11 protein-coding genes are annotated in these 13,666 nt (G+C 72.5%); 8 read left to right on the top strand and 3 right to left on the bottom strand.

Annotated features, from left to right (window positions below; all coding sequences use genetic code 11):
• The first annotated feature begins 51 nt into the window (after nucleotides 1–51).
• Genes Mco01_RS05850 through Mco01_RS05840 form a run of 3 tightly spaced genes read left to right on the top strand, consistent with a single transcriptional unit; the run spans nucleotide 52 to nucleotide 3,028 of the window.
• Nucleotides 52–1,098, top strand: coding sequence for a dipeptidase (locus tag Mco01_RS05850; RefSeq protein ID WP_239103367.1), 1,047 nt, complete (start codon nucleotides 52–54; stop codon nucleotides 1,096–1,098).
• A complete protein-coding gene (locus tag Mco01_RS05845; protein WP_204055840.1) occupies nucleotides 1,095–2,216 on the top strand; it encodes a M20 family metallopeptidase in 1,122 nt (373 codons plus the stop codon). The genes Mco01_RS05850 and Mco01_RS05845 overlap by 4 nt, the downstream gene beginning before the upstream one ends.
• Nucleotides 2,213–3,028 (top strand): GNAT family N-acetyltransferase, encoded by an 816-nt coding sequence (locus tag Mco01_RS05840; RefSeq protein ID WP_204055839.1) that lies wholly within the window; start codon nucleotides 2,213–2,215, stop codon nucleotides 3,026–3,028. Before Mco01_RS05845 ends, Mco01_RS05840 begins: the two co-directional genes overlap by 4 nt.
• On the opposite strand, the gene Mco01_RS05835 is transcribed toward Mco01_RS05840, so the two are convergent.
• The gene (locus Mco01_RS05835; protein ID WP_204055838.1) at nucleotides 2,998–4,530 is read right to left on the bottom strand and encodes an AMP-binding protein; all 1,533 of its coding nucleotides are present in this window, start codon (nucleotides 4,528–4,530) and stop codon (nucleotides 2,998–3,000) included. The genes Mco01_RS05840 and Mco01_RS05835 overlap by 31 nt on opposite strands.
• Nucleotides 4,531–4,773: 243 nt before the next feature.
• On the opposite strand from Mco01_RS05835, the gene Mco01_RS05830 reads away from it, so the two are divergent.
• Nucleotides 4,774–6,048: a HAMP domain-containing sensor histidine kinase gene (locus tag Mco01_RS05830; RefSeq protein WP_239103366.1), complete on the top strand. Its 1,275-nt coding sequence runs from the start codon at nucleotides 4,774–4,776 to the stop codon at nucleotides 6,046–6,048.
• Nucleotides 6,049–6,081: 33 nt separating this feature from the next.
• On the opposite strand, the gene Mco01_RS05825 is transcribed toward Mco01_RS05830, so the two are convergent.
• Both Mco01_RS05825 and Mco01_RS05820 read right to left on the bottom strand, forming a co-directional pair.
• Entirely contained in the window at nucleotides 6,082–7,719 is a 1,638-nt protein-coding gene (locus Mco01_RS05825) for a 5-guanidino-2-oxopentanoate decarboxylase (RefSeq protein ID WP_239103365.1), read from the bottom strand.
• Nucleotides 7,720–7,790: 71 nt separating this feature from the next.
• Nucleotides 7,791–8,828: a 2-hydroxyacid dehydrogenase gene (locus Mco01_RS05820; protein ID WP_239103409.1), complete on the bottom strand. Its 1,038-nt coding sequence runs from the start codon at nucleotides 8,826–8,828 to the stop codon at nucleotides 7,791–7,793.
• Between the two features lie 322 nt (nucleotides 8,829–9,150).
• Here Mco01_RS05820 and Mco01_RS05815 point away from each other — a divergent pair, with 322 nt between their 5' ends.
• Genes Mco01_RS05815 through Mco01_RS05800 form a run of 4 tightly spaced genes read left to right on the top strand, consistent with a single transcriptional unit; the run spans nucleotide 9,151 to nucleotide 13,654 of the window.
• Nucleotides 9,151–9,954 (top strand): hypothetical protein, encoded by an 804-nt coding sequence (locus Mco01_RS05815; RefSeq protein ID WP_204055836.1) that lies wholly within the window; start codon nucleotides 9,151–9,153, stop codon nucleotides 9,952–9,954.
• A complete protein-coding gene (locus tag Mco01_RS05810; protein WP_204055835.1) occupies nucleotides 9,951–11,786 on the top strand; it encodes an SCO2524 family protein in 1,836 nt (611 codons plus the stop codon). Before Mco01_RS05815 ends, Mco01_RS05810 begins: the two co-directional genes overlap by 4 nt.
• Complete coding sequence (locus Mco01_RS05805; protein WP_204055834.1) at nucleotides 11,787–12,701, top strand: SCO2523 family variant P-loop protein; 915 nt, start codon at nucleotides 11,787–11,789, stop codon at nucleotides 12,699–12,701.
• Nucleotides 12,698–13,654: an SCO2522 family protein gene (locus Mco01_RS05800; protein WP_204055833.1), complete on the top strand. Its 957-nt coding sequence runs from the start codon at nucleotides 12,698–12,700 to the stop codon at nucleotides 13,652–13,654. The genes Mco01_RS05805 and Mco01_RS05800 overlap by 4 nt, the downstream gene beginning before the upstream one ends.
• The last annotated feature ends 12 nt before the right edge of the window (nucleotides 13,655–13,666 follow it).

Raw genomic sequence — 13,666 nt, 5'->3', positions numbered from 1 at the left:
GGGAAGGGTAACGTCCCCTTTGACGTCCCTCGGCAAGGAAGGACAGCCGACGTGCCCGTTGACCGGAGCCTGCACACCCACGCAGTCGTCGCCGACACCCACAACGACCTCCTCATGGCGGTATCCGCCCGGCCCCCGCACCTGTGGGCCTCGTTCTTCCGGGACCGGTGGCTCCCCCAGCTGTCCGAGGGCGGGGTGGACGTCCAGGTGCTGCCGGTGTTCGTGGAGAGCCAGTTCAGGCCGGAGGGCGCGCTGCGCCAGACGCTGCGCATGATCGAGTGCGCCCACGTGCTGGCCGAGGGCAACCCGGACGCCGTGGCCCTGTGCCGGGACGGCCAGGAGATCGACGAGGCCCTCGCGCTCGGCCGGATCGCGCTGGTCCTGGCGCTGGAGAGCATGCCGGGCATCGACGAGAGCGTGGAGCTGGTGCCGACCCTCCACCGGCTCGGCGTCCGCGTCGCGTCCATCGCCCACTGGGGCCGTACGGCTCTCGCGGACGGCAGCGGCCAGGACGGCACGGGTTCCCGGCTGACCAGCCACGGCGTGGAGGCGCTGCGGGAGATGGAGCGGCTCGGGATCGTGTTCGACGTGTCGCACCTGGGAGCCACCGGCGTGGCGCACGTGCTGGAGATCGCGACGCGGCCGGTCATCGCGACGCACTCGGCGGCCAGGGCGCTGCGCGACCACCACCGCAACCTCACCGACGAGCAGCTCCGGGGGGTGGCGGCGGGAGGCGGCGTGATCTGCGTGAACTTCCTCGCCGCGTTCCTGACCGAGGACGCCGGGGCCGCCACCCTCGACCACCTCGTGGACCACATCGAGCACGTCGCCGAGGTCGCGGGCGTCGACCACGTGGGTCTCGGGCCCGACTTCATGCGGGAGGTCAACGAGGACCTCACCCCGCCCTGCTGCGAGGGCTTCAGCTACTCCGGCATCGACGCGAACGCCGCCATCCCCGGGCTGGAGGGCCCGCGCGGCCTCCCCATGGTGACCGAGGCGCTGCTGAAGCGCGGGTTCTCCGAGGAGGAGACGGTCAAGGTGCTCGGCTCGAACGTCATGCGGCTGTTCCGCGCCGAGCTGGGACGGCCCGGGTCGTGAACCTCGACGCGATGCTGGACGACCTCGAGGAGCTCGTGCTCTGCGAGTCGTACTCCTCGGACCACGAGGCGGTCGCGCGCAGCGCCCAGGTGGTGGGCGACCAGGGTCGCCGGCTGCTCGGGGCACGGCCCGAGACGATCGTCCTCGGCGGCGTGACGCACCTGCGGTGGTCGTTCGGCGCGCCGCGGGTCCTGCTGCTCGGCCACCACGACACGGTGTGGCCGGTCGGGTCGCTGCGCGACCACCCCTGGTCGGTCGTGGACGGGGTGGCGCGGGGCCCGGGCGTGTTCGACATGAAGGCGGGCCTCGTCCAGCTCTTCCACGCCGTCGCCTCGCTGCCCGACCCTGACGGCCTGACCGTCCTGGTCGTGGGGGACGAGGAGCTCGGCTCGCCGACCTCCCGGCCGCTGATCGAGGGGAGCGCCTCCGGCTGCGCCGCCGCCTTCGTCCTGGAGGCCAGCGCGGACGGCGGGGCGCTCAAGACGGCCCGCAAGGGTGTGTCCCGGTACGAGCTCACGATCCACGGCCGGGCCGCCCACGCCGGCCTCGAACCCGAGCGCGGGGCCAACGCCGGGGTCGAGCTGGCCCACCAGGTGCTCGCGATCGCCGACATCGCCAACCGGATCGACTCGTCGTCGCGGGCCGGGCTCACCTCGGTCACGCCCACCATGCTGTCGGCGGGGACGAGCACCAACACCGTGCCCGCCGTGGGCCGGGTGGCCATCGACGTCCGGGTCCCCGACGCCGCCGCCCAGGCACGGGTGGACGAGCTCATGCACGCGCTCACCCCACGGACGCCCGGCACCCGGCTGGAGCTGAAGGGCGGCCCCAACCGGCCGCCGCTCGACCCCACGGCCTCGGCGGACCTGTTCGAGATCGCCGCCCGGATCGCGGACGACCTCGGCTTGGGACCGCTGCGCGGGGTCGCGGTCGGGGGCGGCTCGGACGGCAACTTCACCGCCGGGGTCGGCTGCCCAACCCTCGACGGCCTGGGCGCGGTCGGCGGCGGCGCCCACGCGTCCGGCGAGCACGTCGTGGTCGCGCAGATGCCCGTCCGGGCCCATCTGGTCGCCGCGCTCGCGTCCCACGTCCTGTCGGCCGGCGGCGGACGGCCATGACCCCCGGTGAGCAGGCCCGGGTGGCGGCGGAGCGGTGTGGGGTGACCGTCCGCGAGGTCGGCACGATCGCCGAGTTCCTCCTCGTGCACCGCCTTTTCACCGAGATCTGGCGCCCGGACCCGTCCAATCCGCCGGTGACCGTCGAGCTGATGCGGGCGCTCTCCCATGCCGGGAACTACGTCGCCGCGGCGTTCCAGGGCGACCGGGTCGTGGGCGCGTCCGCCGCCTTCCTCGCCGCCCCGGCGGGCGAGGTCCTCCACTCTCATGTGACCGGGGCCGTCAGACGCGGGGTCGGGTACGCGCTGAAGCTCCACCAGCGGGCCTGGGCCGTCGCCCGCGGCCTGACCCGGATCACCTGGACCTACGACCCCCTCGTGCGGCGCAACGCCTACTTCAACCTGGCCAAGCTGGGCGCCCTCCCCGAGGAGTACCTGCCCGAGTTCTACGGGCCGATGGCCGACGCGCTGAACGCGGGCGACGAGTCCGACCGGGTGCTCGCGGTGTGGCGGCTCGGCCTGCCGCACGTGGCCGAGGCCTGCTCGGGACGGCCGTACCGGCCGGAGGTCCCGGACGGCGCGGTCGCCGGGCTCGCCGCGCGGGACGGTCGCCCGGTGCGGGGCGGGACGGACGGGCCGGCGGTCCTCGTGGCCCTGCCCGAGGACGTCGAGGCCCTCCGCCGCGACGACCCGGGCACGGCCAAGGCCTGGCGGCACGCCGTACGGGACGTGCTGGGCGGCCTGATGGCGTCCGGGGCCCGGGTGACCGGCTACGAAGACGGCGGCTATGTGGTCGTGCCGGCACGGGACAGGTAGTCCTCCCTGACCGCCGAACGGGACAGCTTGCCGGTCGGGGTCCGGGGCAGCTCGTCCCGGAACTCGATCACCCGGGGGTGCTTGAACCGGGCCAGCCGGGGGCCGAGGTGCTCCAGCAGCTCCCCGGCCGTCACCGGCTCCCCCGGGCCGGCCTGCCGCTGGACGAGGGCCACCACGCGATGCCCCCACTCCTCGTCGGGCACGCCGATCACCGCCGCGTCCGCGACGCCCGGGTGGCCGAGGAGGGCGGCCTCGACCTCGGCCGGATAGACGTTCACCCCGCCCGAGACGATGAGGTCGGTGCGGCGGTCGCAGAGGAACAGGTAGCCGTCCTCGTCGAGATAGCCGACGTCGCCCGGGGCGTACCAGTCGCCCCGCATGCTGGCCGCGGTCTTGGCGGCGTCCTTGCGGTACTCGAAGCGGTTGGTGCCCGACCGGACGTACACCATGCCGGGCTCGCCCGGGGGGAGCTCCTCGCCGTCGTCGCCGAGGATCCGCGCCTCGAACGTGGGCACCGGCCTGCCCACGGTGCCGGGGCGGTCGAGCCACTCCCGCGGCTTCACGGCGAACGCGATGGCCGACTCGGTCGAGCCGTAGTACTCGTACAGCACCGGCCCCCACCACTCCATGAGCTCCCGCTTGACCGCGGGCGGGCAGGCGGCGCCGGTGTGCATGACCTGCTTCAGCGACGACACGTCGTACCGCTCGCGGACCTCCCGCGGGAGCCGCAGCATCCGGTGGAACATCGTCGGGACCATCATCGCGTTCGTGACCCGGTGGCGGTCGACGAGCTCAAGGATGCCCTCCGGCTCGAAGCGCGGGGCGATCACGAGCGTGTGCCCCAGGTTGAGGGCGAAGCTCACGTGGGCGCAGGGCGCGGAGTGGTAGATGGGCGAGGTGACCAGGTGGACCCCGTCGCCCGGCTCCAGGTCGCACACCTCGCGCAGGAACCAGGTGTACAGCGGCACGATCTCCTCCGGCGCACGGCCGGGGAGCGGTCGCTGGACGCCCTTGGGGAAGCCGGTGGTGCCGGAGGTGTACCACATGACCGAGCCTGCCGACCGGTCCGGCGGGTCGTCGACCGGCCTGTCCTGTGCCAGGGGTGAGGTACCCTCGACGACGACGTCCACCCCCGCGTCCGCGCAGGCCGCCCGCACGCCATCGGCGAAGGCAGGCCCGTGGACGACGAGCCGGGCGTCGCAGTCCTTCAAGATGTAGGCGATCTCCGGCGACGTCAGGTGCCAGTTGACGGGCACGTAGTAGAGCCCGATCTGCCCCGTGGCCAGCAGCATGACCACCGCGTCGAGGCCGTTGGGCAGCACCCCGGCGACAACGTGGCCCCTGCGCAGGCCGCGCGCCCGGAGACCGTGGGAGACCCGGTTCACGAGGGCGCCCAGCTCGCCGTACGACATCTGCGAGCCGTCGCCGTCGACCAGGGCCCTGCGGTCCGGGTGCCGGTGGGCGATCGCGTAGAAACCGGGCGGCATGCCGGTCACGGGCATGGCGTACCTCCCAGAGGCCGGAAGCGGCTGGCGACTCACTCTAACCAGCCTGCCACCCGCCGTACAGAGCATTGCTCTGGATGGGATTTGTCTAGGTTTAGTGGGGAATCTCCTGAAATTGGCTGCGGGTTGACCTAGTGTGATCGTCTGATTGCCGGGGGGAATCAGGTGAGCTTGTGGCACGGATGGTCCGTCAGGGTCCGCCTGACGGTCATCGCCAGTGCGGTGATGGCCGTGCTTTGCGTGGCCGCCTCTGTCTTCGTGCTGTCCGCCGTCCGGGGGACGGCCGAGAAGTACAAGACCGAGGAGACCATGGGCACCGCCATCCGGATCGCGTACCAGGCCGGGCGCGACCGGCTGGCGCCGATCATGCTGGACGAGCGGCTGCCCGGCGTCCAGGTCGTCGACGCCGACGGCCGGATCGTGTCGACCAACGCCGCCCTCGTCGGGCGGCCCCGGATGGCGGCCTTCCGGCCGAGCCCGGTGGCGCCGCAGGCCACCAGGATCCTGTGCCACTCCCCCGCGTTCCCCGACCGCTGCATGATCGTGGCGGCGTTCCGCTATCAGCGCGGCGACGAGATGTGGACGGTGTACGCCGCCGACGACGAGGTGCCGTGGCACGTCAGCACCCCGCTGGTCGCGGGTCTCCTGGCGGGGTCGCTACTCCTCGTGTTGCTGACGGCGTTCGGGACGTACCAGACCGTGCGCAAGGCCCTGGCCCCGGTGGACGCGATGACCGACACACTGGGGGTGATCACGGCGACGGACCTCAGCCAGCGGGTGCCCGTCCCGAAGTACCGCGACGAGATCCGGCGGCTGGCCGAGACGGCCAACCAGACCCTCAACCGGGCGGAGATGGCGGTCGAGCAGCAGCGCAGGTTCGCCTCCGATGCCTCCCACGACCTGCGCAGCCCGCTCACGGCCATGCGGACGGAGATCGAGGCGGCGCTGCTCGACCCCCACCAGACCGACTGGCCGCAGACCGCCGAGGCGCTCCTCGACAGCCTGGAACGGCTGCAGGCGCTCGTCACCGACCTGCTCCAGATCGCCCGGCTCGACGCGGGACAGCCGCCCCGGATGGAGCCGACGGACCTCGGCGAGCTGACCGCCCGCGAGCTCGACCGGCGGCAGCGCAAGGTGGAGGTGCTGCGCGATCTCAAGGGCGGGGTGGTCGTCGTCGGCGACCGGCTGAGCCTCGCCCGCCTGCTCAACAACCTCCTCGACAACGGCGAGCGGCACGCCGAGTCGACGCTCAAGGTCACCGTCTACCGCGAGAACGGCACGGGGATCGTGGAGGTTCTCGACGACGGCGCGGGCATCGCCCCGGAGAAGCGCGAGCTGGTGTTCCAGCGGTTCACCCGGCTGGACGCGGCGCGCAGCAGGGACGCCGGCGGGACCGGCCTCGGCCTGTCCATCGCCCGCCAGATCGCCGAGACCCACGGCGGCACGCTGGCCATCGAGGACAGCCCGCGCGGCGCCCGGTTCGTGCTCCGCCTCCCGGCCGTCGACGAGGACTGACCTCCACTGCGGCGGCTCGCGCCCCCCGCGCGGTCAGCCCTCCGGGACCACGATGACGGTCGGGACCGCGGCCTCCAGCGCCTCGGCGACCGCCTCCTCCAGCTCGGCCGGCGTCTTCACGGCCCGCCCCTTCGCGCCGTACGCGCGGGCGAGGGCGGCGAAGTCGGGGGCGTGGAGATCGACGGCGACCGGCCGCATGCCCCGCAGCCGCATCTCGTCGCGGATCTCCCCGAAGCCGCCGTTGTCGGAGATCACGATCGGCAGGGCCAGCCGAAGCTCGACGGCCGTGGCGAGCTCCTGGAGGCTGAACTGGAACGCCCCGTCGCCGGCCAGCGCGACCACCGGCCGGTCGGGCCTGCCCGTCTTGGCGCCGATGGCCGCCGGCAGGGCGAAGCCCAGCGTGCCGTACCCGGTGGGGAACAGGAACCGGCCCGGCGGGTCCATCGGCAGCGCGACCAGGGCGCCGTGGTAGACCATCATCGAGTTGTCGCCGACGATGATCGTCTCGTCGGGCAGCGCCCGGCGCAGCGCCGCGATCTGCCCCGCCCACCGCCGGGTGACGTCCGCCAGCTCGGCGCGGTGATCCGGTATCGGATGCCCGCGCGGCTCATTCGGCGAGGAGGACGGCGTCTCGTCCAGCCGCCGGGCGAGGCCGGCCAGCGCCAGCCGGGCGTCCGCGACGATCGGCACGTCGGCCACGTGGTCGCCGTACATCTGGGCGGGGTCCACGTCCACCCGGATGAGGCGTCCCCCGAGGGCGAACCCGTCCTCCCACAGGTCCGCGGGCCCCAGCTCCGTGCCGACGGCCAGGACGACGTCACACGTGGCCAGCCACCTGCGGACCACGTCGATCCGGAGCGTCGTCCCCAGGGCCAGCGGATGGCTCTCGGGCACCACGCCCTTGCCGTTGACCGTGGTGACGATCCGGGCGCCGAGCCGCTCGGCGACGCGCAGGGCGAGGAGGCCCACCGGCTGCCCGTCATCGCCCGGCGTCTGCGTCCCGCCGCCGAGCACCACCCCCGGCTGCCGCGCCCCGCCCAGCAGCCGCGCGGCCTCGTCCAGCGCGTCCGGGTCCGGGGTGCGCGGGGAGATCCGGTACGGCGGCGCCAGCGCGACCTCGGCCTCCGCGTCGAGCAGGTCGGCCGGGATCTCGATGTGCACGGGGCGGGGCCGCCCTTCGGCGAACGACGCGAACGCCCGCGCGACGGCGGCCGGGATCTCGCGCACCGAGGACACGCGGTGGCTCCAGGCGCACAGCGCCCCGACCGAGCCCGTCTGGTCCTTGCTCTCGTGGAGATAGCCCCGGCCGTGACGGGGGTGGTCGGTGGGCACCCCCGGGGACACGAGCAGGACCGGGGACGAGTCCGAGTACGCCTGCGCGAGGGCCGCCGCCGCGTTGACCACGCCCGGACCGGTCGTGGTGACCACGACTCCCGGCCTGCCCGTCACCCGGGCGTACCCGTCCGCCGCGTACCCCGCGCCCTGCTCGTGCCGCGGTGTGAGGCACCGGACGCCGGCGCGGTCGAGCTCCTGGTAGATCGCGAGGTTGTGCGCGCCGGGGATGCCGAAGGCCGTGTCCACGCCGTACCGCCGCAGAGCCGCCACCAGCGCGGCGGCCCCGGTCATCGACGCGGACGGCGCCGGGGCGGGAATCGATTCTCGACCGGCCACGCATCACTTCCCAGCAGGCAGGAGATCCGGGTGCCACGTCCCACGTGGAGGACAGTACCGCTTCTTCTCCTCTACCGCCGGGCTCTCCTGGTCAGGCCCACGGCGTGCTCGTCGCCGCCCGCGGTGAGGACGTTCGCGATCGAACGCACCGCCTGACGGACCATGCGCGCCGTCGCCTCCTGGGTGTGCGAGGCGACGTGCCCGGTGACGAGGAGGCGGTCGCCGAAGTCGTCCAGCAGCCGCCGGCCCATCTCGCAGTCGGGACCGTAGTAGCCGTCGAAGACGGCCAGATGGACCTCGCCCTTGCGCATGCTCGCGTGCAGGGCGGCCGGGTCGACGATGGCCGGGCGGGCGGTGTTCACCAGGACGGCGCCGGGACGCATCCGCGCGAGGACCCCGGCGTCGACCATGGCACGTGTCTTCTCGGTCTCCGGGACCATCACGACGAGAATGTCGCTGCGCTCGGCGAGCTCGTGCAGCGGGAGGAACCGCAGCCCCAGCGCCTCCTCGACGTCGTGCCTGCGCGTCCGGCTGAAATAGGCGACGTCCGCGCCGAACGATCGGGTGAGGATATCGGCGATTCTCGCGCCGATCGCGCCGAGCCCGATGATGCCGACTCTTCGGGCGCTCAATTCGTGCGGAAGGTCGTGCGGTCCGCGCCAGTCCGGTAAGCGATTGCCGAGACCCTGCGGAATACGCCAGTTGGCGTTGATGATCTGCCCGACCGTGAAGCTCGCCACCGAATCCGTCGCGGCGCCCGCCGTGTTGGTGACGACGATGCTCAGCTCGTCGGCGGCGGCCACGTCGACGAAGTTCTCGTACCCCACGCCGAGGAACGCGACGACCCTGAGCGTCTCGCGCACCGCCCTCAGCGCCCGCGGGGTCGCCCGCTCCTCGCCGCCGTGCAGGTAGGCGACGGCGCCCCTGAGCTCGGAGATCAGCGCGTCCTCGCTGAGGAACGGCGAGGACGGCCGGCGCGGGGCGTACCCGAGGTCGCGCAGCGGCGACAACAGGGACTCGTCGATCCACGCGCCGGTGACCAGGATCCGCGCGGCGGCTTCCGGAGGGAGGTTCACGCCGGGGTGGGCGTGATCGCCGTGCTCCTGCATCACGCGGTCGCCGCCGATCCCCCGTTCAGAGACCAGGGCCGCCTCCGCTCCTCAACGATGCAGCGCGGGCAACTTCCGTCTCAAGTGTAGGCATATCGCTCATTTTATGCGATACCCATCGTTGCGGCTAGACCGAAATACATCTTGGGGTCCACCCCTACAAGCGCAATGATTCGCCCTTCATGCCAATCGGCAGCCGATGTATGATCTTAAGCCAATAACTGATTTCGATATCCGAGAGCGCATATTGACAAATTCCGGTGCACTGAGCCGTACTCTGCTCGCGATAGCGAGCGCGGTCGCGGGAGCGGTCCTCGGCGCCGTGGTTCAGGGACTTCTGGACAGTCCCGTCCGCATCGCGCTGACCGCCCTGGGACTCCTCAGCCTCGTCACCCTCGCCGCGGTCGCCATGCTGGGCAGCCGCGAGCAGGCGTTGAAGGCCGTCGAACGCCAGATGTCGGACCTGATCCGCCAATCGGGGATGCGCGTCGAACTCCAGCACATCGACAAGATCAGGAAATTCACGAACCTCGAAGCCGACCCCCTGACACAGCTTTTGGTCGGGGCGCGGAAGAGCATCCACGTTCTCGACTTCATCTCCAGGGACGGGGAGTGGCCGGACAGCGGCGTCAACCGGGAGCACATGCGCAAGCATCACGAGGCGGTGCTCCGGCACGTCCGCCAGAGCATGCCGTCCATCGCCTACCGGCGGATCTGCCAGGTGGAGGTGAACGAGGCGGGCCGAGGCGACGGCCCCACCGTCAAGCCGTTCGCCTCCGCCGGGCGCACCGAGGCCCTGGACCACTATCTCGCCATGCTGCGGCTGCGGCAGGAGCTCGACGACCCGACCATGGTGTCCATCAGGGTCGCCGCGCAGCGGTACCCCTACAAGTTCATCATCGTCGACGGTCGGTCCCTGGTCCTCTCCCTGCAGCACTTCGACCGGCACCGGAACCTCCAGCTCCTGGGAGAGCTGATCGTCCTCGACGCGAAGGCCGACTTCCTCGAGGTGTTCATGCAGATGTGGCGCGACCTGGAGAACCGGTCGGTCCCCTTCGACGAGCCGGAGGAGCTGCTGGAGCTGACGGTGAACACCCATCCCGTGGGGAGGCAGGGAACGCCGTGAGGCTGCAGCCCCGCCAGCAGCTTCTCGAGCTCTGGGAGGCGGCCGCCCGCGTCTCCTGCCGCGACGGCTCGTGGAGCTGGGGAGGACGCGACGGGTCCAACTCCATCTCCGACGCCGAGCAGCTCCTGTGCTTCATGTATCCGGCCTCCGAGCTGTCGGGCTTCCGGCTGGACACGCCCGACGAGACGGCCGACGACGTGCTGGCCGCGCTGGCGCGCCTGGGCGACTCCGTGGAGATCCCCAAGCTGCTGCTGAAGGTCATCGGCGACTACCTGCGCACGTACACCGCCGAGGACGGGCGGCCCGTCTTCTCCGGTGGCGGCTACTTCCGCACGGCGGACGAGGACGTGACGCCCACCGCCGAGCAGCTCCGGCTCGACGTCGTGGACTCGTTCTCGATGTCGGTCACGCTCATGCTCGGCACGCTCGGCTTCCTCAAGGTGTTCCGGCAGAGCGTCAGGCGGGAGTCGATCCGCCGGGAGATCCGCGAGCTGGAGGACCTGGCGAGCCGCCGGCTGTCGGCGGCCATGGTCGGCCTGCTGCGCAGCTTCACGGTCAACGCGTTCGATCCCGGCTCCCCACAGGGCCTGACCCTCCTGCGCCAGGTCAACCAGACCGGCGCCCCGGACCGGCGGGTCCTCGACGAGCTGCGGAGGGCTCTGCGGCCGGTGCGTGCGAGGCTGCGCGACCTCACGATCGGCTCGGGCAGCCAGGTCGACCTCGACAACGACAATCTCCTGTTCGAGTGCGGATGGACGTGGGGCATCGTGAAGGACGCCCCCGACGTCGCGACGCCGCTCCCGATCGGCCCCCAGCCGAAGGGCGTGGCGGCCGACGTCCCGCTCCTTTACTTCACCGTGAACGCCCTCGTCGGCATCGCCGACCTGTTCTCCGAGCGCACCCGCGTCCTCGGCCTGCTGGACGACGAGCAGCTCACGCTCGCCCAGGCGATCCAGCGGCGCTGGGACCTCACCCAGCACTACTGGCGCACGGTCGCCATGTCCGGCCGGGGCGCCTGGCCCCTTGAGGACATCCCGTGGCAGACGACGGATGAGCGGGAATCGGACTACTTCAGCCTGGGTGTCAGCGCGATGGTGATCCAGAGCCTGGTGAGCAATCGCTCCTCGGACGTGGACCTCGACCGGGTGGCGGGCGTGCTGGAGGAGCTCGCCGTGCGGGCGCGCATCACCCGCAGGGCGATCCCCGGCGACCCGTCCGTCCTCCTGCACTCCCCCGGCCTCCCGGTGCGGCTGCTCGGCGGCGAGGAGCTGGGTCCCGATCTGGTGTGGATCGTCTCCGACTTCGCCGTCAAGCTCCTGAAACGCACGATCTGGGCCGCTTCGATCGCCCGGAACACCGGGACGCGGGAGCGGCTGCTCACCCTGGCCGACCACGTCTGGCGGCACATCTCGCGACGCCGCTTCATCGACGGTCCGAGCGCCGGCCTGTGGGACCAGCCCGGCAACGTGTTCCCCGACGTCGAGGCGCGCCACGAGGAGCCGTCCTGGTACATGACCGAGCGCGTCGTGGAGATCCTGGTCTCCGCGGCGTACGCCGGGGCGGAGACGCCGCTGAGCAGCCCGGAGCTCGTCGACCTGGCCATGCAGATGCTGGGCGAGGCCGAGCACCTGCTCGACCGGGAGCTCGTCACCCGGCCGCTGGTGGCCGGCCAGACGGTCCAGCCGAAGCTGCGCGGCGTCCAGGCCGCCCTGCAGCGGGCCCGGGCGATCCTCGGCGACCGCCCGGCGACCGCGCTGGCTCTGATCCAGGACGCCCTGCTCGACCTCGAACGCCTGGCCGCCGCACGCGACAGCGCCACGGAGGCGATGTAGGTGCTGGTCTTCGCGATCTCCGACAAGGGCGGGACCGGCCGGTCGGTCACCGCGATGAACGTCGTGTACCGCCACGCGCTGCAGGGTAACGACGCCTGCTATCTCGATTACGACCTCGGCTCCCCCACGGCGGGGGCCATCTTCGGCATCGGCGCCGCGGCCCGGGGGGCCAGGGAGGGCGGCCTGCACGAGTACCTGCGCGGCTACCGGGCGGAGCCGCTGCGGCTCGACGTGTGGGCCGAGTCCGACCGCGAGGCGCTGCGCGCCAGGCCGCCCGGCTCGGGCAGGCTCGTCCTGCTCCCCGGCAGCGAGGGCGGCGGCGAACTGTCCTCTGTGGACGAGGAGGTGGTCCGGCGCTGCGCGCAGCTGTTCGGGCGCCTCGACGAGGAGTTCGACCTGTGCGTGGTCGACCTCAGCGCCGGCCGGTCGTTCACCGCGGAGTTGGTCCTGCAGGCCACCGCGCGGCTGGCCCACGTCCCGTTCCGCTGGCTGGTGTTCCACCGCTGGACGCGCCAGCACATCATCGCCGCCGACGGCCTGGTGACCGGGGCCGACGGGCTGCTCGACGTGGCGGCGCGGTTCGGGCACGACCCGGACGAGCTGCGTGACCGCATCCGGTTCGTGCGGACCGCCGTCCTGGAGCCCGGCGCGGCGGAGCTGGCCGGCCTGCGCGACGAGCAGCGGGCCTGGCTGAGCACCTGCGACGACGAGCTGCGCGAGCTCGCCCGCCGCCACGGAGTCGGCCGTACGGCGATGCTCGGCAGGATCCCGCTCGACCCCGTCCTGCAGTGGCGCGAGCAGCTCATCTCCGACGAGGACGTGCTGGCCAGCAAGATCGCGAACGCGGAGACGGCGGCGGCGTTCGACGACCTGGCGAGGAAGATCGTGGACGACAGCGCGTGGGAGGGCCTGTGACGTCGGTGAACGCGGCCTTCGGGGAGGTGGCCGCGGAGCGCAGGATCGCCTCCGCCCCCCTCTCCCACGTGTCCGTCGAGCTCGGCCATCTCTACATGGAGGACGTCGAGGCCGGCCCGGAACGGCTGCGCGAGCAGTTCCGCCGCGTCGCCCCCTGGGCGCGGACCGTGCGGTCGATGTGGCAGGAGCGGGTGCCCGGGGGCCGGGCCAGGGTCAGCACGTGCTTCCTCGTGGACGACTACTTCAGCCGGTCCAGCAGCCCCGCCGAGCTGGTGCCGATGATCCTCGGCACGGCGGCCGAGGAGGGCCTGTCCGTCGACTACCTGGCCCGGGAGTCGGCCTGCGCGCAGGCCGACGACGTGGAGCCGGCCCGGCTGGTGGAGGACCGGCTCGTCGCCGATCCCCCGCCGGAGACCACCGGCTCGCGGCCGCCGGTGCAGGAGACGGGGTGGCTGTGCAACGGCGCCCGCTCCCCCGGCAACGGCACCGTGCAGGCGATGGGGAGGGCCCAGCGGTGGGCGCCGCCCAGCCAGAACGCCAAGCGCGGCCACTCGATCTTCGTCGACGTGGAGCTGTGGGACGAGGACGGTCCGGGGCGCACGTGGTCGTGCCCCTTCCTGGCCGCGGTCTGGCAGCTCCTGCGGCTCGGGATGCTGCGCAGCGACGGCCGCCTCCCCCTGCTGCCCGTGCCCGCCCCGGACACGTGGCCGAAGGGCTGGGACGCCCTGCCCGCCGTCGTCCAGGTGAACGCTCAAGCCCCTCCGTTCAGCGCGTACACGACGCTGTCGGTTCTCTCGCCCCGGTTCCTGCCCGTCGAGCTGGCCGTACGGACCATCCTCGGCCAGGTGGCGGTGGACGCCGAGGTCCTGCGGCAGGTCGCCGAGCGGAGCGAGAGCGAGGGCGTCCGGCTCGAGGACGAGCTCGTCGACCGCGTCTCGTACGTGTTCTGCTGATCAGACGGGGAG

It is taken from the genome of Microbispora corallina, assembly GCF_016863035.1.
Classification (GTDB): Bacteria; Actinomycetota; Actinomycetes; order Streptosporangiales; family Streptosporangiaceae; genus Microbispora; species Microbispora corallina.
This window is presented reverse-complemented; position numbering and strand designations above follow the sequence as displayed.

What these genes read in the sequence shown, in the direction of transcription:
- Mco01_RS05840 (WP_204055839.1), top strand. Translation starts at nt 2,213, where the DNA reads ATGACCCCCGGTGAGCAGGCCCGGGTGGCGGCGGAGCGGTGTGGGGTG.
- Mco01_RS05835 (WP_204055838.1), bottom strand. Translation starts at nt 4,530, where the DNA reads ATGCCCGTGACCGGCATGCCGCCCGGTTTCTACGCGATCGCCCACCGG.
- Mco01_RS05820 (WP_239103409.1), bottom strand. Translation starts at nt 8,828, where the DNA reads ATGCAGGAGCACGGCGATCACGCCCACCCCGGCGTGAACCTCCCTCCG.